Below are 20,528 nucleotides of genomic sequence, written 5' to 3'. Positions count from 1 at the left end.
CTATTCGTTGGCCGCAAAGTCGAGTAAAACGGCGCCCTGGCTGACCGTGTCACCTGCCTGGAAGTGGAAGGTTGCCACGCTGCCATCGGCGGGGGCGGTCATGGTGTGCTCCATTTTCATCGCTTCCATCACCATTAGCGGCATGCCTTTCTCAACCGCCACGCCGGGCTCCACGAGTAGCGCCACTACGGTGCCATTCATAGGCGCTGTTAGCGTGGATTCCGCTTCGTGGTGACCATGATCTATGGCATCGATACGCCGCCAGAACAGGCGGGTTTCACCGCTGGGGTCGGCCATTACCACCACATGACCATCGCGACGCGCCTGAAGGCGGCGGCGATGGCCGTTTAGCGTGACCGCTACCGCATCACCGGTGAGCGGCTGTAGGCTTGCGGTGAGGGTGTCATTGCCGATAGTCAGGTTCCACAGCGCCTCGCCAGCGTTGCGTTTACCTTCTACGATCACCACCGCCTCGTCACTATCAGCGGCTTTTACATCTGCCGGGTCACACAGCGCAATGCGAATAGTGTGGGGGGCATTCAGGCGGAAGCCGTCGTGGCGATCCCAGGGGGAGTCGCTTTCGCACTCCTGGGCGAGTTGATTCAGGCCAATCAGCGCGGCGCTGGCGTAGGCCTCCATGCTGTAGGTGCGCGGTGCAAACAGCGTCGCTTCATTACGCTCAATAAAGCGGGTGTCCAGCTCCACGTTCTTAAAGCCTGCGTGAGTGGCTAGGCGCATTAAGAAGGCGCGGTTGGTCACCACGCCCTGTACGTCCAGCGCCGCCAAGGCGCGGTTAAGGGTGGCTAGTGCCGCATCGCGGTCAGCACCGTGCACGATTAGCTTGGCGAGCATGGGGTCGTAGTGCATCGACACCGCATCGCCACTCTCCACGCCGCTGTCCAGACGCACCTGATCAGCGCTCAAGCCCGCGCCTGCTAAATCCAGCGCAAAGCGGGTGAGCAGGCCAGTGGCGGGTAGGAAATCCTGATCCGGGTCTTCGGCGTAGATGCGCGCTTCAAAGCTATGGCCGGTAATCGTCAGCTCATCTTGAGAGCAGGGCAGTGGTTCGCCCATGGCGACGCGCAACTGCCACTCGACCAAATCCTGGCCGGTGATCATCTCAGTGACGGGATGTTCGACCTGGAGGCGAGTGTTCATCTCCATAAAGTAGAACGAACCGTCAATGTCTAAAAGAAACTCGACAGTTCCCGCACCCACGTAGCCGATCTCCTGGGCGGCGCGGACGGCGGCATCGCCCATGGCGCTGCGCAGCTCCGCCGTCATGCCGGGGGCGGGGGCCTCTTCGATGACTTTTTGATGGCGACGCTGAACGCTGCAGTCCCGTTCGAACAGATAAACGCCGTTGCCGTGGCGGTCGCAGAATACCTGCACTTCCACATGGCGCGGTTGCACCAGATACTTCTCGATTAGCATGCGGTCATCGCCGAAGGCGGCTTTTGACTCACGGCGGCAGCCATCTAATGCGGCTTGAAAACCATCGCCAGATTCCACCACGCGCATGCCTTTACCACCGCCACCGGCGCTGGCTTTGAGCATCACCGGGTAGCCAATTTTGTCGGCTTCGCTGCGCAGCAAGGCGTCGTTCTGCTCATCGCCATGATAGCCCGGCACCAGCGGCACGCCCGCATTGGCCATGCGGGCTTTAGCAGCAGATTTATCGCCCATGGCGGCAATTGCCGAGGCCGGCGGGCCGACAAAGGTAATGCCCGCTTCTTCAAGGGTCTTAACGAAGCTGCCATTTTCGGATAGAAAGCCGTAGCCGGGGTGAATCGCGCCGGTGCCGGTGCGCTTGGCGGCGTCGATGACCGCATCAATATTCAGATAGCTTTCGCGCGCAGCGGCAGGGCCTAAGCGCACGGCTTCATCGGCTTCACGCACATGGCGGGCTGTGGCATCAGCATCGGAGTAAACGGCGACGGTTTTCAGGCCCATACGGCGTGCAGTGCGCATTACACGGCAGGCGATTTCACCCCGGTTAGCCACCAAAAGCGTATCAAAAGGCGTTGTGCGAGCGGCGTTTTCAGTTACTGATGTGTAGCTCATGAGCGACGCTCCGAAGCGTGGGGTGTGTTATTAGAATCGGCCCAGACGGGGCGGCGCTTTTCAAAGAAACTGGATAAACCCTCTTGCCCTTCTTGGCTTACCCGCAGTTTGGCGATTACCTGGCAGGTATGTTCGCGGGTGGCGTCACTGTCAGGCGCTTGAGCGACCGAGGCCATCAGCGCCTTGGTGGCGCGCTGGGCTTGGGGTGAGCCGGCTAACAGAGTGGCCAGCATGGCGTCCACTTCGTCGTCTAGCTTATCGTGCTCCACCACCAGATGGACTAAACCCAGCGCGAGCGCTATTTCGGCGTCCATGACTTCGGCGGTTAACGCATAGCGCCGCATCTGGCGCTCGCCCAGGGCCCGCTGCACGTAGGGGCTGATGACCGCGGGCGATAAGCCAATTTTGACTTCCGAAAGGCAGAATTTGGCTTTGCCCGAGGCGATCACTACATCGCAGCAAGCGGCCAAACCCACCGCGCCGCCAAAGGCGGCGCCTTGCACACGGCAGACGGTAGGGCAGGGCAGTGTATCCAGGCCGTGCATTAGCGCGGCGAGCTTGCGGGAATCGGCGAGGTTATCTTCCAGGTCGTAATCGACCATGCGCTTCATCCAGTTCAGATCGGCACCCGCGGAGAAGCTTTTGCCTTCTGAACCCAGCACTACCGCGCGCACATCGCCTGCTTCAGCCAACGTATGCAACTGGTCAAGGTGCGCGTTTAGTTCAGCGATCAGGCTGTCGTCAAAAGCGTTATGCACCTCGGGGCGGTTTAAGGTCAGGCGCGCCACACCCTCTTCTATAGTCAGCGTTGAGTAAGCCATGGTAAGACCCCCTTACATCCTGAACACGCCGAAGCGCGTCTCTTCGATTTCTGCGTTCATCGCGGCAGCTAAAGAAAGCCCTAACACATCGCGGGTTTGCAGCGGATCAATCACGCCGTCATCCCATAAGCGGGCGCTGGCGTAGTAGGGGTGGCCCTGATGCTCGTACTGATCGCGGGTAGGCTGCTTAAAGGCTTCTTCGTCCGCTTTGCTCCACTCACGGCCTTCGCGTTCGTGCTGCTCGCGCTTAACCTGGGCCAGCACGCCCGCCGCCTGTTCGCCGCCCATCACTGAAATGCGCGCGTTGGGCCACATAAACAGCAGGTTAGGATCGTAGGCGCGGCCACACATACCGTAGTTACCGGCGCCGAAGCTGCCGCCAATCAGAACGGTGTATTTGGGCACCTTGGCGCAGGCCACAGCGGTGACCAGTTTGGCGCCGTGCTTGGCGATACCTTCATGTTCGTACTTGGAGCCGACCATAAAGCCGGTGATGTTCTGCAGAAAGATCAGCGGAACCTTGCGCTGGGCGCAGAGCTCGATAAAGTGCGCGCCTTTCACCGCGCTTTCGGAAAACAGCACGCCGTTATTGGCCACAATACCCACCGGGTAACCGTGAATATGGGCAAAGCCGGTGACCAGGGTTTCACCGTAGTAGCGTTTGAACTCGTCGAAATCGGAGTCGTCAACGATACGGCCAATCACTTCCCGCACGTCGTAGGGCTTTTTCAGGTCGGTGCCGACAATGCCATACAGCTCAGCAGGGTCGAGTTTGGGTGGTTTGGGCGCCTGCATGGCGAGCTTGCCGCGCTTTTGCCAATTCAACCGCGACACACAGGCGCGAGCCAGCTGCAGCGCATGGGCGTCGTTTTCGGCGTAGTGGTCGGCGACACCGCTGACCTTGGCGTGAACATCGGCACCGCCCAGGTCTTCGGCGCTAATGCTTTCACCGGTGGCGGCTTTCACCAAGGGCGGGCCACCCAGGAAAATCGTGCCCTGCTCTTTAACGATAATCGACTCATCCGCCATGGCGGGCACGTAAGCGCCGCCTGCGGTACAGGAACCCATCACCACGGCGATTTGCGGAATGCCTTCGGCGGACATGGTCGCCTGGTTGTAGAAAATGCGCCCAAAGTGGTCGCGGTCGGGGAAGACTTCGTCCTGGCGGGGTAGAAAGGCGCCGCCGGAATCGACTAAATAGATACACGGCAGGCGATGCTTGCGGGCAATCTCCTGGGCGCGAATATGCTTTTTGACGGTCAGCGGGAAGTAAGTGCCGCCTTTAACTGTGGCATCGTTAGCGACAATCACACACTCCACGCCGGAAACACGGCCAATACCGGTGACCACACCAGCGGCAGGGATCTCGCTATCGTATATGTTGTGCGCCGCAAGGGCGGAAAACTCTAGAAATGGCGAACCTTCATCGATCAAGTGATCGATGCGGTCGCGTACAAACAGCTTGCCGCGGCTTTCGTGACGCTCGCGGGCTTTGGCACCGCCACCCTGGGCGACGGCAGCGGTCAGTTCACGCAGTTTGTTCACTTCACCGAGCATTGAGGCTTCGTTGGCCTGAAATACATCGCTACGCGGGTTGATCTGAGTGGAAATGGAGCTCATGACAGGACCCTGCTGAATTTAATTAAAGACTTTCGGTGAAGAGTTCGCGACCAATTAGCATCCGCCGAATCTCGCTGGTGCCCGCGCCGATCTCATACAGCTTGGCGTCTCGTAGCAGGCGCCCGGTGGGGTATTCGTTGATATAGCCGTTGCCGCCGAGTAGCTGAATGGAATCCAGCGCGACCTGAGTGGCTTTTTCGGCGCAGTAGAGAATCACCCCGGCAGCGTCTTTGCGGGACGTTTGGCCACGGTCGCAGGCACCGGCTACAGCGTATAAATAGGCGCGGCAGGCGTTCAGGGTGGTGTACATATCCGCCACTTTGCCCTGCACCAGTTGGAACTCACCAATCGACTGGTTGAACTGTTTACGCTCGTGGATATAGGGCATCACCACATCCATGGCGGCCTGCATAATGCCGATCGGGCCAGCTGCAAGCACTGTGCGCTCGTAATCCAGCCCGCTCATCAATACGCGAACGCCTTTGCCTTCAGCCCCAAGTATATTCTCAGCGGGTACGGCGCAGTCCTGGAATACCAATTCGCAGGTGTTGGAGCCGCGCATACCCAGCTTGTCGAGCTTCTGGGCGGTAGAGAAACCGGGCATGCCTTTTTCGATAATAAACGCGGTGATGCCTTTGGAACCGGCGTCTGGATCTGTTTTGGCGTACACCACCAGCACATCGGCATCGGGGCCGTTGGTGATCCACATTTTATTGCCGTTAAGGATGTAGTGATCGCCATTCTGCTTGGCACGCAGCTGCATCGACACAACATCCGAGCCTGCGCCGGGTTCCGACATGGCCAAAGCGCCCACGTGGTCGCCGCTGATCAGTTTGGGGAGGTACTTGGCTTTCTGTTCGGGGGAGGCGTTGATCTTGATCTGGTTAACGCACAAGTTGGAGTGGGCGCCGTAAGAGAGCGCTACCGATGCGCTGGCTCGCGAAATCTCTTCCATGGCGATGCAGTGGGCAAGATAGCCCATGCCGCTGCCGCCATCCTCTTCCGAGACGGTAATCCCTAATAGCCCCATATCGCCAAACTTCTTCCACAGGTCGTTAGGGAACTCGTTGTTGCGGTCGATTTCGGCCGCACGGGGGGCAATCTCGCTGGCAGCAAAGGCGTTGACCTGCTCGCGTAACATGTTCAGTTCGTCTTCAAGGCCAAAATTGAGTTCTGAGTAGTGTGAAAACATGGTCAATCACCTGTGCTGATTATTTGTGTTTGCTATCTGTAATTAGCCATCTGGGCTGGCGTAGCTGTGTCGGCTAATCGAGTTGGCGGACGCGTCAGTGCATAGTGGCGGAAGAGGGGGCTGAGGCTTTATCGGCCGAACTCGCGTGCTCTTCTTCGTTTTGTGTTTCTTGCGGCTCTTTCTCGAGTAGTTCTTCGAGCGCTTGGCGGCAGCGGATTTCAGCGCTTTCAAGCTCTAGCTGAACCATGGTGATGTCTTTCATTTGTTGATCCAGCGCCGCACGGCGCTCGCCTATTTTGCTAAGCATTAGATGCAGCTGCTTTTTGCTGCCGCTGCGGGTTTCGTCCCAAAGCTCGAACAGTTCGCGAATCTCTGCCAATGAAAAACCCAGTCGCTTGCCACGAATGGTGAGCTTCAGCCGTACACGGTCTTTGCTGCTGTAAACCCTGGTTTGCCCGCGGCGCGTAGGGTGGAGCAGTTCCTGATCTTCATAGAAGCGAATGCTACGGGTGGTTAAATCAAACTCGTTGGCTAGTTCACTGATCGAGTAAGTTTTGCTCATGGTGACGTTCTCTCAATAAGGCGTTGTTCCCAATATATGACTCCTATGGAACACTGCCACTGAGGCTAAAACAAGTTTACGTTAACGTAAAGCAATTGTTGCTAGCAGTTGAAAAGCGTTGAAATCAGGTAAGTTGTTGATATTTATGTTTTGAAGGCAGTTATTAATTCAGGAAAATGTCGTCGATAGACCAAAGTTGTAATTGTATTGCTATAGCGACAGTTGCTAGTTTGCACATACACCTTACGTTCAGGTAAGGCGGTAGCAGCCGCTTTTGCCATGCCTGTAAAGAATTAGCACAACAACAATAAGAGGCTTGCCACTCTATGAGTGCAAACGATGTCCTTCAGGGACCTGTCCTCGAAACCCGAGGGCTGACCAAAGAGTTTCGCGGCTTCACCGCCGTGGACGATGTCAATCTCCAGGTACAGGAAGGGCATATTCACGCACTGATTGGCCCCAATGGTGCTGGTAAAACCACCGTATTTAACTTACTGACCAAATTTCTGCCGCCTACCCGCGGCGATATTTTGTATCGCGGCAACTCAATCACCAGTAAAAAATCCAACGAAATAGCTCAGTTAGGGTTGGTGCGTTCGTTTCAGATTTCTGCGGTATTCGCCCACATGACCGCGTTGGAGAATGTTCGAGTGGCCCTGCAGCGTAAACTGGGTACCTCGTTTCATTTCTGGAAATCTGAGAAATCCCTGGATCACCTTAATGAGCGCGCGCTTGAACTACTGGAAGAAGTGGGTCTGCGGGAATATGCCGATACGCTAACGGTAGAGATGCCCTACGGTCGTAAACGAGCACTTGAACTGGCCACTACGCTTGCGCTCGACCCCACCATGATGCTGCTTGATGAACCTACCCAAGGCATGGGCGCAGAAGACGTTGACCGCATCGTGGCGCTGATTAAGCGCGTCTCCCAGGGGCGCACTGTATTAATGGTGGAGCACAACCTGAGCGTTGTTAGCCGCCTATGTGATCGCATCACCGTGTTGGCGCGAGGCGCTGTTTTGGCTGAGGGCGATTACGACGCTGTCTCTCGGAATCCATTGGTACGCGAAGCCTATATGGGCAGCGATGCTGCGGAAGAGGATGGTTCTGAAAAAGAGGGAGCTGCCGTATGAATATCGCTGAGGCCGAAGCGCCGGTTGAAAACACGCAAAGCCTGGAAATGTTGCGCGTGCAGGATCTACACGCCTTTTATGGCGAGTCGCACATCCTGCACGGCGTCAATTTTGATGTGAAGCGTGGCGAGCTGGTAACGCTGCTGGGGCGTAACGGCGCCGGGCGAAGTACCACGTTGAAATCGGTCATGAACATGGTGGGGCGCAGAACGGGCTCTATTGTGATTAACGGTAATGAAACGCTGCATATGAAGCCGCACCATATCCCGCGTCTCGGGGTGGGTTACTGCCCGGAAGAGCGCGGTATTTTTGCAAGCTTGGATGTGCACGAGAACCTATTGCTTCCACCCACTGTGCGTTCCGGCGGTATGAGCCTGGACGAAATCTACGCCATGTTTCCGAACCTTTATGAACGGCGTAGAAGCCAGGGGACGCGGCTTTCCGGGGGTGAACAGCAGATGTTAGCCATGGCGCGTATCTTGCGCACCGGTGCGCGCATGCTGCTACTCGATGAAATTACCGAGGGGTTGGCCCCGGTGATAGTGCAGAAGCTTGCCGAAGTGCTGGTTCAGTTGAAAGAGCGCGGTATGACCATTGTGCTTGTTGAACAAAACTTTCGCTTTGCGGCGCCGCTTGCGGATCGCCACTTCGTGATGGATCACGGTCAGATTGTCGAAGAAATCAGCGCCGCGCAGCTGCCATCGCGTCGGGAACATCTCAACTCAATGCTAGGGGTATAACACACGGCTAGACACTTAAATGTTCATTCCGCCAACAGTTTCGCTGCTCACAAAACAACTATATAAATCAGAAATTTGCAGTACGCACTTTCACGACAGCTCAAAGACTACACAACAACAAAGGCCTCCGGGCCAGGAGACGAATATGACCTTTATGAAAAAAACGCTGGCCGCCAGCATCGCCGTCGCGGCCGCTTCAAGCCTCGCCGTGTCTACCGCCCAGGCTGATATGAGTGATGGTGAAGTCCGCATTGGGTACCTGGCCGATATGTCCGGCACTTATCGCGACCTCGCAGGCCCCGGCGGCTTAACTGCCATGGAGATGGCGGTGGCCGATTTTGGCGGCAGTGTAGATGGCGCGCCCATCGTTATTTCCAGTGCAGATGATCGCAACAGCGCTGACGTCGGCGCGAATACCGTGCGTGGTTGGATCGACCAGGATAACGTCGATATGGTGGGCGGCTTAGTAGCATCTTCTGTGTCCATTGCAGTGACCAAAGTGCTGGAAGAGAACAATGGCCTGGGTATCGTGTCCGGCTCGGCGGCTTCTAGCATTACCAACGAACACTGTACCCCTAATCACATCCACTGGGTGTACGACACCTATCCGCTGGCTAACGGTACCGCTAAAGCCGTTGTAGAGCAGGGCGGCGATAGCTGGTTTATGCTAACCGCTGACTACGCTTTCGGCCATGCGCTTGAAGCTGACGTCACCAAAGTAGTGGAAGAGAGCGGCGGTGAAATTGTGGGCGGCGTGCGTCATCCCTTCCCGACTAACGACTTCTCTTCGTACATTCTTCAGGCTCAGGGCTCCGGCGCGAAAATTATTGGCTTGGCCAACGCCGGTGCCGATACCGTTAACGCGATCACGACGGCCAGCCAGTTTGGCTTGACTCAATCTGGGCAGCAGCTAGCAGGCCTGTTGATTTTCTTGAATGACGTTCACGCCCTTGGCCTGGAAGCCACTCAGAACCTGCTGCTAACTACCGGCTGGTACTGGGATATGGATGAGCAGTCCCGCGAATGGGCACAGCGCTATTTCGATGAAGTAGGCCGCATGCCGACCATGGTACAAGCGGGTATCTACTCCAGCACCATGCACTACCTGAAAGCCGTTGAAGCCGCTGGCACCGACGACCCTGAAACCGTACGTGCACAAATGGCCGAGATGCCTATTGAGGACTTCTTTGCCCGTAACGGCAGCATTCGTGAAGATGGCCGCATGATCCACGACATGTACCTGGCCCAGGTGAAAACACCGGATGAGTCCACCGGTGAGTGGGATCTTTACGAAATCCTCAGCACCATTCCCGCCGAAGAAGCCTACCGCCCGCTATCTGAAAGCCAGTGCAAATTGGTGCAAAACTAATTTCCCGGCTGAGCTTGAGCCAGATAGCCATCGCAAGTGATGTGTAGAACCGGTTGGCGGCAAGTTGCCGCCAACTGTTTGAGGGCGAGGAGAGTCGCGTTATGACGATGATATTCGGCGTGCCAATGGCCGTCTTCATGGGCCAGCTAACGCTGGGTCTGGTGAATGGCGCCTTTTACGCACTGCTTAGCCTGGGCCTGGCGGTCATCTTCGGCCTGTTGAAGATCGTCAACTTTGCCCATGGGGCGCAATACATGCTGGGAGCCTTCGCCGCGCTATTAGGCTTTCGCTATTTGGGCATTAATTACTGGCTGGCGCTCATATTGGTGCCGTTAGTGGTCGGCGCTTTCGGTGTGCTGCTAGAGCGCTTTTTGCTGCGCAGGATCGCCCATCTGGATCACCTCTATGGGCTGCTGCTGACCTTTGGTTTGGCGCTGATTTTTGAGGGCACGCTGGTCAACTTCTTCGGTGTTTCCGGGGCACGTTACGCTACACCGGAGATCCTTCAGGGCGGTTTGAACCTGGGCTTTATGTTCCTACCGACATACCGTGCCTGGGTACTGGTGGCAGCGCTGGCGATGTGCCTGTTTACCTGGTTTATGATCGAGCGTACGCGGTTGGGTGCTTACCTTCGCGCAGGTACTGAGAACTCGCAGCTGATGCAGGCATTTGGCGTTAATGTGCCGCTGCTGATCACGCTCACCTATGGATTTGGGGTTGGTCTTGCTGCGTTTGCCGGCGTGTTGGCAGCGCCGCTCTATCCGGTATCGCCGACCATGGGGTCGAGTTTGTTAATCGTGGTGTTTGCGGTGGTGGTCATCGGCGGGATGGGTTCGATTCTAGGTGCCATTATTACCGGGCTTTCCATGGGCATCATCGAAGGGCTGACCAAGGTGTACTACCCCGAAGCCTCTAATACGGTGATCTTTCTTGTCATGATCCTAGTGCTCATGTTGCGCCCCGTTGGGCTGTTCGGTAAGGAGGCATGAACATGGCAGAATCTCAATCAATGGCGGCGCCATCCGCGGTGCTGGAACGTCAGAAGCGGGCCAAGTTTCGCCGCAATATGTTCTATCTGGCGCTAATCGTGGTGGGGCTGGTAGCGCCATTCTTGGCCTATCCCGTGTTCTTGATGAAAGTGCTCTGTTTTGCGCTGTTTGCCTGTGCGTTCAACCTGTTGCTTGGCTATGCGGGGCTGTTGTCTTTCGGCCATGCGGCATTCTTGGCAACTGGGGGCTACGTAACCGGCTACCTGTTGGCGAGCTACCCTGGATTAACCCCGGAGTTGGGTATTATCGCCGGTACTGTTCTGGCTACGCTGCTTGGGGTGGTGTTTGGTGTGCTCTCCATCAGGCGTCAGGGCATCTATTTTGCCATGGTGACGTTGGCGATCGCCCAGCTGGTCTACTTCATGTTTGTACAGGCACCGTTTACCGGCGGTGAGGATGGCTTGCACGGCGTGCCCCGTGGCGAACTGTTTGGGTTTATCAGCCTGAGCAGCAACCTGGCGATGTACTACTTTGTGTTCGCGATTTTCATCTTCGGCTTCGCGCTGATTCAACGCACGGTGCACTCGCCGTTTGGCCAGGTGCTAAAAGCGATTCGTGAAAACGAGCCCCGCGCGGTATCGCTGGGCTACAACGCCGATGCCTATAAGCTAGTGGCGTTCGTGATCTCTGCAGGTTTAGCGGGCTTGGCGGGTTCGACCAAAACCGTGGTTTTCCAGCTGGCTTCGCTGACCGATGCGCACTGGCATATGTCCGGTGAGGTGATTTTGATGACCCTGCTGGGCGGTGTGGGCACCTTGCTGGGGCCGTTAATGGGTGCGGGAATCGTGGTCAGCCTTCAGCATATCCTGGCGCAGTCGCCGCTGGGGAATTGGGTTAGCGTTATTCTCGGTATCATCTTTGTGGTCTGTGTACTCAGTTTCCGTAGCGGAATAATCGGTGAGCTGGACAAGATGTATCGCAAAAACTTTAAGTAGCACCCTCCCTCTCTGTCCGATGTTGGGCGCCGTTTGGCGCCCTTTTTTTGATTTTTTATTAAAGGCATACGCCTAAGGTCGCAAGCGTTGGCAGGTTGCTTGTAGCCGGGTAAATGGATAAGTTAACGTTAACGTCAATTATAACGACAACAGCAGTGCGCACGCGCATTCGCGGAGATACGCCATGAATTTTGAACTCAATGAAGACCAGGTCGCCTTTGCCGATATGGCCCGGGCGTTTGCCCAAAACGAGCTAGAGCCCCATGCCGCCGAGTGGGATCAAACCTCCTTCTTCCCCGTCGATGTGATTCGTAAAGCCGGCGAGCTGGGCTTCTGCTCTCTTTATGCACCGGAAAGCGTGGGTGGGCTAGGCCTCTCGCGTTTGGATGCCAGCATCATTTTCGAACAGCTCTCCATGGGCTGCACCTCTACCACGGCCTACCTAACCATTCACAATATGGTCACCTGGATGCTGGCAGATTTCGGTACGCCGGAAGCGGTAGAGCAGTGGGGCGCAAGGCTGGCCACAGGCGAGCTGTTGGGTTCTTACTGTTTAACCGAGCCTAACTCAGGCTCCGACGCCGCCTCGCTGAAAACCACTGCCAAGCGCGACGGCGACCATTACGTGTTGACCGGCAGCAAGATGTTTATTTCCGGCGCCGGAAGCACCGATTTTCTCGTGGTGATGGCGCGCACCGGCGGTGAGGGCGCCAGCGGCGTTTCGGCGTTTGCGGTTGATGCCAAGAGTGACGGCATTAGCTATGGGCGCAAGGAAGAGAAAATGGGCTGGAACAGCCAGCCCACCCGCATGATTACCTTTGAAGAGGTGCGGGTACCCGCCAATCATCTGCTCGGCAATGAAGGCGACGGTTTTAAAATCGCCATGAAGGGCCTCGACGGCGGGCGTATCAATATTGCTACCTGCTCAATCGGCACCGCCCAGCAGGCGATCAACAAAGCGCGGGAGTATATGCTGGAGCGCAAACAGTTCGGTAAGCGCTTAGCCGAGTTCCAGGCGCTGCAGTTCCGCTTAGCCGATATGGTCACTGAGCTGGTCGCTGCACGGCAGCTGGTGCGCATGGCCGCTACCAAGCTGGACGCTGGCCACGCCGACGCACCGACCTACTGTGCCATGGCTAAACGCTTTGCTACCGATGTGGGCTTCAAAGTGTGCGACGAAGCGCTTCAGCTTTACGGCGGCAATGGCTATATCAAGGAGTACCCCATGGAGCGCTACGTGCGTGATACCCGGGTACACCGGATTCTTGAAGGTACCAACGAAATCATGCGGCTGATCATCTCCCGTCGGGTGCTGGCAGACGGCGCCACCGAGCTGTAAATGACGATGAATAAGATTACGGTGGATACGATAGCGACGGATAAGGAATGCCAATGAGCAGCGTACTGTTTACTGAACACGCCACCCAAGACGGCCACGTAATTGCTGAGGTTAAGCTCAATGCCGAGCGTTCGCTGAACGCTTTAACGCTTGAGATGTGTGAAGAGATGCTGCCGCGCCTTCGCGACTGGGCCACCGACGAGCGGGTGGTAGCGGTGCTGCTGGATAGCGCAGGCGAAAAAGCCTTTTGCGCCGGTGGCGACGTTGTGAATTTGTATAAAACGATTACCGGCGAGGGCGACCCCAGCTTCCCCGAGCGCTTTTTCGAGACCGAGTATCGACTCGATTTTCTACTCCATACCTACCCCAAACCGGTGATTTGCTGGGGCAATGGCATTGTGATGGGCGGCGGCATGGGGCTGTTAAGCGCCAGTAGCCACCGTGTCGTGACCGAGACCTCGCGTTTGGCTATGCCGGAAGTCACCATCGGCCTCTACCCGGATGTTGGCGCCAGCTGGTTTTTAAACCGGCTTCCCAACGGCGCAGGGCGCTTTCTAGCCATGACCGGCTGCCAGATCAATGCGCCAGATGCCGTTCATCTAGGTTTGGCTGACCGCTGTATCGCCAGCCACCACCGTGATGCCATGCTGCAGCAACTGACCGACGCACAGTGGGGAGCCGGTGAGAATACCGATGCTAACGGGGTGGTTAACCGCATCATGCGTGAGCTTGAGCAAACATCGCAGCCTGTATTTGCCGAGTTGGAAGCGCCCGTTTACCAGCACTCGCCGCTGATTCGCGAGTTGATGGATCACGACAGCGTGGAGCAAATTGTCGCCGCTATTACGGCGGTAAAAAGCGATAATCAGTGGTTTGGTAAGGCACAGAAAACGCTGGCCCACGGTAGCCCGGTGTCAGTGAAATTGATTGATGAGCAGCTAAAGCGGGCTAAACATATGTCGCTGGCAGAGGTGTTCCAATCCGAAATGTCGCTCTCGGTGCAGTGCTGCCGACACCGTGAGTTCCCCGAGGGCGTTCGCGCACTGCTGGTCGATAAAGACGGGCAACCGAATTGGACGTATCCCGATGTGGCCTCGGTAGAGGAGAGCTTTATCAACGAGCTGCTATCTTCCGCATGGTCGCAAAATCCGCTGGCGGATCTACGCTAATATAATCTTCCCATTACCGGCTAATAAGGATAATAAAATGAACACCATCGCATTTATCGGCCTGGGCAATATGGGCGGCCCCATGGCTGCCAACCTAGTAAAAGCTGGCTTTGACGTGCGCGCCTTTGATCTTTCTCAAGAGGCGCAAGAGACCGCCAAAGCGAATGGTTGTGAAGTGGCTTTCTCGGCCCAGGAAGCTGCCACCGACGCCGATTTTATTATTTCAATGCTGCCCGCCGGAAAGCATGTACGCGGGCTATATATTGAAGACGATGCGCCGCTGTTTGAAGTGATCAAACGTGGAGCGCTGGTCATCGACTGCTCTACCATTGACGGTGCCACCGCCCGAGGCGTTGCTGAAGAGGGTGAGAAGCTGGGTATCGGCTTTATCGATGCGCCGGTTTCCGGTGGCGTGGGCGGCGCGCAAGCGGGCACCTTGACCTTTATTGTGGGCGGCAGCGAGGTCGAGTTCAGGCTGGCCAAGCCGGTGCTGGAAGCCATGGGCAAAAATATCTTCCACGCCGGAGATCACGGCGCAGGGCAGGTGGCCAAAGCCTGCAACAATATGCTGCTCTCTATCCTGATGGCGGGCACCTGCGAAGCGATCAATATGGGCGTCAAAAACGGCCTGGATCCCGCGGTGCTTTCAGAGATCATGAAGCAGAGCTCCGGCGGTAACTGGGCGCTCAATGTTTACAACCCCTACCCAGGTGTCATGGAAAACGCACCGGCCTCCAAAAACTACCAGGGTGGCTTCCAGGTCGACCTGATGATCAAAGACTTAGGCCTTGCCATGGATGTCAGCCAGCAAAGCGCCTCCGCAGTCCCCATGGGCTCCGCCGCCCGCTCACTGTTCACCCTGCATAAAGCCAAAGGCAACGGTAAACTCGACTTCTCAAGCCTGATGCAGTTCTATCAGGATAAAGAGTGAGGTGTGAGGTGTGAGGTGTGAGGTGTGAGGTGTGAATGGTAAATGGTGAGTGGTGAATAGGTTTTGTAGCGCGTGGTAACGAGTAGCGAGCGCAGCGAGAAACGAGGCACCCGCGAGAGGGCGGCGAAGCCGCCCCAGCTATCCCACCAAAGCCACAGCTTGTCTCCGACCTCAAGGGCGGGCAAACTTAAAGAAACTGCTCATATACAAGGACTACCATGATCACGCTTTGGGGCCGCAACAACTCCACCAACGTCAAAAAAGTGCGCTGGGTGCTAGAAGAGCTGGAACTACCTTTTGAGCAGATCCAGGCGGGGCTTGAGCACGGGGTTAACAATACGCCGGAATACCTGGCCATGAACCCCACCGGGCTAGTGCCGCTACTCAAAGATGACGCTACCAACAGCGTGCTGTGGGAATCCAATACGATTATTCGCTACCTTGCCGCGCAGTACGGGCAAAGCAAACTATGGATCGAAGCCCCCGCCGAACGGGCACAGGCTGAAAAGTGGATGGATTGGTCGAACAGCACCCTGTCGCCCAGGCACCGCACGATCCTGATGGGCTATGTCAGAACCCCACCTGAAAAACGCGATAATGCTGCCATTGAAGCGGGTATGCAGGCGTGTGAAGAGCTGTTTGAATTGATGGATAACGTGCTGGCCAAGCAAGCTTTTTTCTCGGGCAATGAGTTTGGCCTGGGCGATATTGCCGTTGTACCCTTTATCTACAACTTATGGCATATCGGCCTAACCTGGCAGCCGCGCCCCAATCTAGAGCGCTGGTACCAACAAATCGCTGAACGCCCCGCCTACCAAAAAGTGGTCGTGATTCCTGTAACGTGAAAGATGCACTGATCTCACTCATGCATTTTGTGGGAGGGCGCTTCAGCGCGCGAATACGCAGCGAAGCTGCCCCAGGCAAGATGCACTGATCTCACTCATGCATCGTGGGAGGGCGCTTCAGCGCGCGAATAAGCAGCGAAGCTGCCCCAGGCAAGATGCACTGATCTCACTCATGCATTTTGGGAGGGCACTTCAGCACCCGAATAGGCAGCGACGCTGGCCTTGGCATCATGCGAAACCCAATCCAGACAAACGGATATCATTTATAAATAACTGGTAACCGTTCGACTGGGTTAGCACCTGAATATTCCACAGTGATTTATCACTATTGTGGGAGGGCGCTTCAGCGCGCGAATAGGCAGCGAAGCTGCCTAAAAACTAGCCTCTAGCTCCGCCATCTCATCATCCAACCCCTTCAACACCTCGCACGCTAACCCATGGCGCTGGGCACTCCCAACCAACGGCCCCAATATCGCCCCACGCTCGGTGGGGCGTTTGGCCTCTACATCCTGCAACATCGAAGCCTTATTGTTCGCGGTGTTCTCCACTACCTGCCACACCAGCGCCAACCACGCATCTTCACCGTTGCCATCATTGGGCGGCGCAATGCCCTCGGCTAACATAATCGCCGCGACTTCCTTTACCACCGCCACCATACGGCCCGCATAAGCTTCACCCCGCAACTCCCCGTTACGCACACCGTTCAACGCCACCAGCGGATTAATCGCCGCGTTCACCGCCAGCTTCTGCCACAAGCGTTGGCGAATATCATCCACCTTGGTGGCGGCAAGCCCTGCCTGGGTTAATGTATGCGCCAGTTCTTCCGCCAGCGCACCGTGCTGGTTATGCAAATCACCCACAAAGGTATGCCCACGCCCCGCATGCACCACGCCATCATCACCGGTTAGATAAGCCCCTTCGGTTGTTGTCGCGCACAACACCGGCCCTGGCCACGCCTGGGTAATACGCGGTTGCGCTAAAAAACCGTTTTGCCACAGCACTAGCGGAGTAGAAGGGGAAATACAGTCAGTAATGCCAGCCAGCGCCGACTCAGCCACCATGGCTTTGGTAGTGATATGTAGAAAGGCGGGCGGTTTAGGCGTGTTTGATGCCAGTTGAGCTATCGTTAACGAGTTTAACGGCAGCACGCGCTGTTCACCCTCCGGCGTGGTCAGCATCTGCCGCGCAGGCAGCGCACGGCGACCAACTAGCGTGGTGGCCGCTATTGGTGAAAGCGAATGGGCCAGCAGGCGACCAATGGCACCAGGGCCGAGTATCCAGTGGGTAGTCATATCAAGCATGTACTCAACAGCGTCGTTGCCGCCAAGCTTACCGCGTTTGTTTTAGAGGCGCGAAGGTGAAAAAAACCGAGCAAAGGGGACTAATGGCTAGTGACGGTGGCAAACAATGTCTGATAAGTTTGAAGCTAAGTGAATTTGGAGGATGAAGTGGTCAAGGCGTGATGGCGTGTTATGTCTGATGTTGTCATGAGGCATTATTACATGGCTGCTTTTGGCCCTGAGCAGACATTCCGGGAAATGCAGTAGGCGCGCGAATTTTGACTATATGACCTAATGAAAATTAATAGCCCAAAGGATCATAGACTTGGGAACATTTGATAGGCTGAATTTGCCGGAAAAAGTACCAGCACGTTCATTCAATCATAGAACGCGCCGTCTAATACGCTGTTATGCATAGGGAGCCCATGGACCAAGATCAGAAAGAGCGGTACGTACGGTGGCAAAACTACCGCATCACCCAATTGTCATTTTCGATCAACTTGTTCCTTGGGTTCGCAGTTGCATCACTAGCCTATGCTATCAATCTAAAACTGGGAGAAGTTACTCATCAGGCATTGCCTCTGAATTGTGTGATTATTGTATGGTCAGTTTCGGCAGGGCTTGGTTGTGTTGCTACCGTATCGCGGCTCCTTGACTACCGATACACCGCGAGGAAGATCAAGGATGGAGGTTGCTTTAATACTCTCATGGCCAAATGTTGTGGTCCGGTTACGTGGGGCTGCTTTTGGCTGCAAATTATAGCTTACGCAATAGGCGCGTGCTTGTTTATCCAGGGCGTTGTAAATGCATAAAACGTTATACGAATCGCGAATAGGTCTTCAATACAATCAGATCATTGGGCCCTTATATTGGGATTTTGAATGCTAAAAACTGTAGATACGTCAATCCAAGATTGGGCTTTAAGGTTCTTGGAGACCTGTAATGATGAAGACAAACTAATATTACCCGCGTCTGTCAGTCCTTTAGAGCTTGCTAAATACGTGTCGGCCTTAGCAAATGATCATGGCGGCTATATATTACTAGGGGCATATTCGGAGAACGGCTACGGCTCTGGCTTTCAAAATGTGGCTAGTGAATTGATTGAAAAGTGCCAACAGCTTCTTGAGGGCGTAGAGATGAAATGTAGTTTTCATCAAGCCAGATTTCAGAACATTTATTTGCTTGAAATTGAAAAGAGTGACTCTCTGGCATTTGCCGGTGGTAGTCCTTACGTGATGAAAAGCGGAAAGCCGAAAATTATTCCTGAACGACAGCTTATCGAGAAATTAGGATTAGGAGTCGATTCTTCGTTAATAAATATGCTCTCAGAGCAAATTACTAAGCAGTCCGAAAAAGTTGATTATTTGAGCGAAGAGCTAAAAGAAAAAAGTAAGCTAAAGAATCAAGTACCCGGCTTGTTGGTCGGTGGCTTCATAGGTTGGCTGCTTTCTGCGTTATTAAATAGCCTGCTAAATGTTGGTGGCTAGAGTAATGAATTCGTATAACAAGCAATTCCAGGTGATACCTACTGCGCACCTGAATTGGGCGTTGAGCCTGTATTCGGTAACATTGGCACGACGAAAAGGTTGAACCGCTTCAGCCTTCGGGGTAAGAAAAAGGTGCAAAGTCAGTGGCAGCTCTACTGCTTAGTGCACAATATTGAGAAGTTGGCGAATTACGGCCACATGGCCGCGTCATGAAGGGCTTAGAGCGGAGTAAGTTGCTTTTTAAGAGCAAAAGGCCGTCTTCAACAAGCTTTAGCTGGGCGCTCAAGTGGCTAAATGCCGATATTAAGATTACTCAGCCAGATGACCAGCTGGGTAAATGAATAAGGACAACAGGCGGTGGAAATGGCTCGAAATCGGGTTTTTCTACAGACTCGTTATACGATACGAGGTAAGAAATGAAAAAAGGAGTACTGACGTTTTTCTGTGGAAAAATGGGAGCAGGGAAAACTACAAAGTCTCGTGAAATCTCCCAAGAGCGAAACGCCGTACTGCTCTCAGAAGACGAGTGGATTTCATCAATTTATCCGAATAGCATCAAGACCTTAGATGATTACATTGAATATTCTGGCCGTCTTAAGCCTCAAATGAAGAAACTGGTTCAATCAATCTTAGCGTCTGGAACCAACGTAGTAATGGATTTTCCGGCAAATACAATTCCACAACGTGAGTGGTTTAAAAGCATTTTTTCAGAGATCCAGGCCCCACATGAATTAATTTACATCGACCAGCCAAATGCGATTTGCTTGGGGCAAATCGCAAAAAGGCGGATAGAACATCCACAGAGAGCGGCAACTGATACGGAAGAGATGTTTGAGCTGGTTACAAAGCACTTTGTGGCACCCACACTTGATGAGGGGTTCAACACAACCGTAGTTGTGGCAAATGCATAACAATCGCAGGCACGGCGAAAGCTTTTTCTTTGCGGCTTCGCCTCCACTACAAAGCCGCGAGTACTGGCGGCGTTAGCCAATTTAGAGGGTAAGTATGTCTCACAGCATGATGCAGAAAGTGAACAGTTTTGCTCTCAGAGCTTTTCGAGACACCGCTGACAGAGACTACATCCATGCTCGTATGGCTTACAGGGCCGACCTGTTTCCACAGTTTCACTGGTCTGCGCTTCATGCTCTTGAAAAATATGCAAAATGCATTGCAATTCTTGTCCGTGTCCCAAAGCCAAAGCGCGCTATAAAGCATGAGGTAGAAAGAAGCTTAGACCTTATCTCTGAGAAGCTAGATATTGCCCTATCAGAGCAAACCAAGAAATTCATAAAAAGGCTTGAGGAGTTTGGGGCAAGATTTCGATACCTAGAGGTGTCCTGGTTCATAAAGGACTGTGAGCTCGCGATATTGGATCGAGCAGTATGGGAACTACGCCGTTTCTGTAATTCGGAGCTGTATGAATATTCTGGCAACCAGTTTGTTTCAATATCCCAAGATAAATACGATCAAGTAAAGGCTATCGATAAGCCGAACAAGACTAATACTCTTATCCCTGGTGGGTTTCTAGAGAAAACGTTGGAGAAAAGAAATTCCAGGGCTAAGCCTGATCTAGTTTGGTGCAATCTGTACTACTCAGCATCAAAGCGTAAAAGGGTTTATATGAAAAGCTCTGTCATGGCTGAGAATTCGCCGTTTTTCCTATACCCTGAAATCATTGACGAGGTGTCTAAATACACCTTTATTCCAAAAGAAATAAGCGATGCCTACAAAAATGGCTAACATTGCCAGTCATGGCGACGGCTACTCCATTGCGGCTTCGCCTCCATTCCGCAGCCGCGCATGCTGGCGGCGTTATATCAGTATCGCCTAAAATTCCGCTCCTGGCCGGATGTCGAACTTCCGGCTAAGCTGATGGAGCTGGTGCGGCAGCTGACGACCCAAGGCCGACCTTCACAGCGTTACGAGAGTCAGTGCCGCTCGCTGGGTAGCCTTACCTAGGGATCCTCCGATCAAGTCGTATAGCTGGGGTCT

19 protein-coding genes and 1 pseudogene are annotated in these 20,528 nt (G+C 54.6%); 14 read left to right on the top strand and 6 right to left on the bottom strand.

What is annotated here, in order from left to right:
- The 5 genes from HZS52_RS18645 to HZS52_RS18625 form a co-directional block, all read right to left on the bottom strand.
- Window positions 1–2,064: an acetyl/propionyl/methylcrotonyl-CoA carboxylase subunit alpha gene (locus HZS52_RS18645; protein ID WP_190373370.1), complete on the bottom strand. Its 2,064-nt coding sequence runs from the start codon at window positions 2,062–2,064 to the stop codon at window positions 1–3.
- Complete coding sequence (locus tag HZS52_RS18640) at window positions 2,061–2,885, bottom strand: enoyl-CoA hydratase/isomerase family protein (RefSeq protein WP_190373369.1); 825 nt, start codon at window positions 2,883–2,885, stop codon at window positions 2,061–2,063. Before HZS52_RS18640 ends, HZS52_RS18645 begins: the two co-directional genes overlap by 4 nt.
- 12 nt (window positions 2,886–2,897) lie before the next feature.
- Entirely contained in the window at window positions 2,898–4,505 is a 1,608-nt protein-coding gene (locus tag HZS52_RS18635; protein WP_190373368.1) for a carboxyl transferase domain-containing protein, read from the bottom strand.
- Window positions 4,506–4,527: 22 nt separating this feature from the next.
- Window positions 4,528–5,697, bottom strand: coding sequence for an isovaleryl-CoA dehydrogenase (locus tag HZS52_RS18630; protein WP_190373367.1), 1,170 nt, complete (start codon window positions 5,695–5,697; stop codon window positions 4,528–4,530).
- Between the two features lie 94 nt (window positions 5,698–5,791).
- Window positions 5,792–6,259, bottom strand: a complete 468-nt coding sequence (locus tag HZS52_RS18625) for a MerR family transcriptional regulator (RefSeq protein WP_022523812.1) — start codon at window positions 6,257–6,259, stop codon at window positions 5,792–5,794.
- A 326-nt stretch (window positions 6,260–6,585) separates the two neighbouring features.
- Here HZS52_RS18625 and HZS52_RS18620 point away from each other — a divergent pair, with 326 nt between their 5' ends.
- The 9 genes from HZS52_RS18620 to HZS52_RS18580 all read left to right on the top strand — a co-directional run bounded on the left by HZS52_RS18620 (window position 6,586) and on the right by HZS52_RS18580 (window position 15,769).
- Complete coding sequence (locus tag HZS52_RS18620) at window positions 6,586–7,392, top strand: ABC transporter ATP-binding protein (RefSeq protein WP_022523811.1); 807 nt, start codon at window positions 6,586–6,588, stop codon at window positions 7,390–7,392.
- A complete protein-coding gene (locus HZS52_RS18615; protein WP_190373366.1) occupies window positions 7,389–8,132 on the top strand; it encodes an ABC transporter ATP-binding protein in 744 nt (247 codons plus the stop codon). The genes HZS52_RS18620 and HZS52_RS18615 overlap by 4 nt, the downstream gene beginning before the upstream one ends.
- Window positions 8,133–8,277: 145 nt before the next feature.
- Window positions 8,278–9,501, top strand: a complete 1,224-nt coding sequence (locus HZS52_RS18610) for an ABC transporter substrate-binding protein (protein WP_138801652.1) — start codon at window positions 8,278–8,280, stop codon at window positions 9,499–9,501.
- A 101-nt stretch (window positions 9,502–9,602) separates the two neighbouring features.
- Window positions 9,603–10,490, top strand: coding sequence for a branched-chain amino acid ABC transporter permease (locus HZS52_RS18605; protein WP_022523807.1), 888 nt, complete (start codon window positions 9,603–9,605; stop codon window positions 10,488–10,490).
- A 2-nt stretch (window positions 10,491–10,492) separates the two neighbouring features.
- Window positions 10,493–11,485, top strand: a complete 993-nt coding sequence (locus HZS52_RS18600; protein WP_035578664.1) for a branched-chain amino acid ABC transporter permease — start codon at window positions 10,493–10,495, stop codon at window positions 11,483–11,485.
- A 184-nt stretch (window positions 11,486–11,669) separates the two neighbouring features.
- Window positions 11,670–12,824, top strand: a complete 1,155-nt coding sequence (locus HZS52_RS18595; RefSeq protein WP_138801653.1) for an acyl-CoA dehydrogenase family protein — start codon at window positions 11,670–11,672, stop codon at window positions 12,822–12,824.
- A gap of 53 nt (window positions 12,825–12,877) precedes the next feature.
- The gene (locus HZS52_RS18590) at window positions 12,878–13,993 is read left to right on the top strand and encodes an enoyl-CoA hydratase/isomerase family protein (RefSeq protein ID WP_022523803.1); all 1,116 of its coding nucleotides are present in this window, start codon (window positions 12,878–12,880) and stop codon (window positions 13,991–13,993) included.
- 37 nt (window positions 13,994–14,030) lie between these two features.
- Entirely contained in the window at window positions 14,031–14,924 is an 894-nt protein-coding gene (mmsB, locus tag HZS52_RS18585) for a 3-hydroxyisobutyrate dehydrogenase (RefSeq protein WP_009286467.1), read from the top strand.
- 218 nt (window positions 14,925–15,142) lie between these two features.
- Complete coding sequence (locus HZS52_RS18580) at window positions 15,143–15,769, top strand: glutathione S-transferase family protein (protein ID WP_190373365.1); 627 nt, start codon at window positions 15,143–15,145, stop codon at window positions 15,767–15,769.
- A gap of 371 nt (window positions 15,770–16,140) precedes the next feature.
- On the opposite strand, the gene HZS52_RS18575 is transcribed toward HZS52_RS18580, so the two are convergent.
- A complete protein-coding gene (locus HZS52_RS18575) occupies window positions 16,141–17,061 on the bottom strand; it encodes a ketopantoate reductase family protein (protein WP_190374940.1) in 921 nt (306 codons plus the stop codon).
- An 869-nt stretch (window positions 17,062–17,930) separates the two neighbouring features.
- Here HZS52_RS18575 and HZS52_RS18570 point away from each other — a divergent pair.
- The 5 genes and pseudogenes from HZS52_RS18570 to HZS52_RS18550 all read left to right on the top strand — a co-directional run bounded on the left by HZS52_RS18570 (window position 17,931) and on the right by HZS52_RS18550 (window position 20,495).
- Window positions 17,931–18,536, top strand: a complete 606-nt coding sequence (locus HZS52_RS18570; protein WP_190373364.1) for an AlbA family DNA-binding domain-containing protein — start codon at window positions 17,931–17,933, stop codon at window positions 18,534–18,536.
- A gap of 60 nt (window positions 18,537–18,596) precedes the next feature.
- A pseudogene (locus tag HZS52_RS18565) lies at window positions 18,597–18,749 on the top strand (transposase); the annotation flags it as partial.
- Between the two features lie 203 nt (window positions 18,750–18,952).
- Window positions 18,953–19,447: a P-loop nucleotide/nucleoside kinase family protein gene (locus tag HZS52_RS18560; protein ID WP_190373363.1), complete on the top strand. Its 495-nt coding sequence runs from the start codon at window positions 18,953–18,955 to the stop codon at window positions 19,445–19,447.
- A 94-nt stretch (window positions 19,448–19,541) separates the two neighbouring features.
- Window positions 19,542–20,276, top strand: coding sequence for a HEPN domain-containing protein (locus HZS52_RS18555; protein WP_190373362.1), 735 nt, complete (start codon window positions 19,542–19,544; stop codon window positions 20,274–20,276).
- A gap of 60 nt (window positions 20,277–20,336) precedes the next feature.
- Window positions 20,337–20,495, top strand: coding sequence for a hypothetical protein (locus HZS52_RS18550; protein WP_190373361.1), 159 nt, complete (start codon window positions 20,337–20,339; stop codon window positions 20,493–20,495).
- The last annotated feature ends 33 nt before the right edge of the window (window positions 20,496–20,528 follow it).

Origin of the sequence: Vreelandella titanicae, from assembly GCF_014697095.1 — a bacterium.
Lineage (GTDB): Bacteria > Pseudomonadota > Gammaproteobacteria > Pseudomonadales > Halomonadaceae > Vreelandella > Vreelandella titanicae.
Note: the sequence above shows the minus strand (reverse complement) of the source record. Positions and strands in the feature narration are given on the sequence as shown.

Coding starts and splice junctions, on each gene's coding strand:
- HZS52_RS18595 (WP_138801653.1), top strand. CDS start 11,670: ATGAATTTTGAACTCAATGAAGACCAGGTCGCCTTTGCCGATATGGCC.
- HZS52_RS18605 (WP_022523807.1), top strand. CDS start 9,603: ATGACGATGATATTCGGCGTGCCAATGGCCGTCTTCATGGGCCAGCTA.
- HZS52_RS18635 (WP_190373368.1), bottom strand. CDS start 4,505: ATGAGCTCCATTTCCACTCAGATCAACCCGCGTAGCGATGTATTTCAG.
- HZS52_RS18610 (WP_138801652.1), top strand. CDS start 8,278: ATGACCTTTATGAAAAAAACGCTGGCCGCCAGCATCGCCGTCGCGGCC.
- HZS52_RS18575 (WP_190374940.1), bottom strand. CDS start 17,061: ATGACTACCCACTGGATACTCGGCCCTGGTGCCATTGGTCGCCTGCTG.
- HZS52_RS18560 (WP_190373363.1), top strand. CDS start 18,953: ATGAAAAAAGGAGTACTGACGTTTTTCTGTGGAAAAATGGGAGCAGGG.
- HZS52_RS18645 (WP_190373370.1), bottom strand. CDS start 2,064: ATGAGCTACACATCAGTAACTGAAAACGCCGCTCGCACAACGCCTTTT.
- HZS52_RS18600 (WP_035578664.1), top strand. CDS start 10,493: ATGGCAGAATCTCAATCAATGGCGGCGCCATCCGCGGTGCTGGAACGT.
- HZS52_RS18555 (WP_190373362.1), top strand. CDS start 19,542: ATGTCTCACAGCATGATGCAGAAAGTGAACAGTTTTGCTCTCAGAGCT.
- HZS52_RS18630 (WP_190373367.1), bottom strand. CDS start 5,697: ATGTTTTCACACTACTCAGAACTCAATTTTGGCCTTGAAGACGAACTG.
- mmsB (WP_009286467.1), top strand. CDS start 14,031: ATGAACACCATCGCATTTATCGGCCTGGGCAATATGGGCGGCCCCATG.
- HZS52_RS18580 (WP_190373365.1), top strand. CDS start 15,143: ATGATCACGCTTTGGGGCCGCAACAACTCCACCAACGTCAAAAAAGTG.
- HZS52_RS18615 (WP_190373366.1), top strand. CDS start 7,389: ATGAATATCGCTGAGGCCGAAGCGCCGGTTGAAAACACGCAAAGCCTG.
- HZS52_RS18570 (WP_190373364.1), top strand. CDS start 17,931: ATGCTAAAAACTGTAGATACGTCAATCCAAGATTGGGCTTTAAGGTTC.
- HZS52_RS18620 (WP_022523811.1), top strand. CDS start 6,586: ATGAGTGCAAACGATGTCCTTCAGGGACCTGTCCTCGAAACCCGAGGG.
- HZS52_RS18590 (WP_022523803.1), top strand. CDS start 12,878: ATGAGCAGCGTACTGTTTACTGAACACGCCACCCAAGACGGCCACGTA.
- HZS52_RS18640 (WP_190373369.1), bottom strand. CDS start 2,885: ATGGCTTACTCAACGCTGACTATAGAAGAGGGTGTGGCGCGCCTGACC.
- HZS52_RS18625 (WP_022523812.1), bottom strand. CDS start 6,259: ATGAGCAAAACTTACTCGATCAGTGAACTAGCCAACGAGTTTGATTTA.
- HZS52_RS18550 (WP_190373361.1), top strand. CDS start 20,337: ATGCTGGCGGCGTTATATCAGTATCGCCTAAAATTCCGCTCCTGGCCG.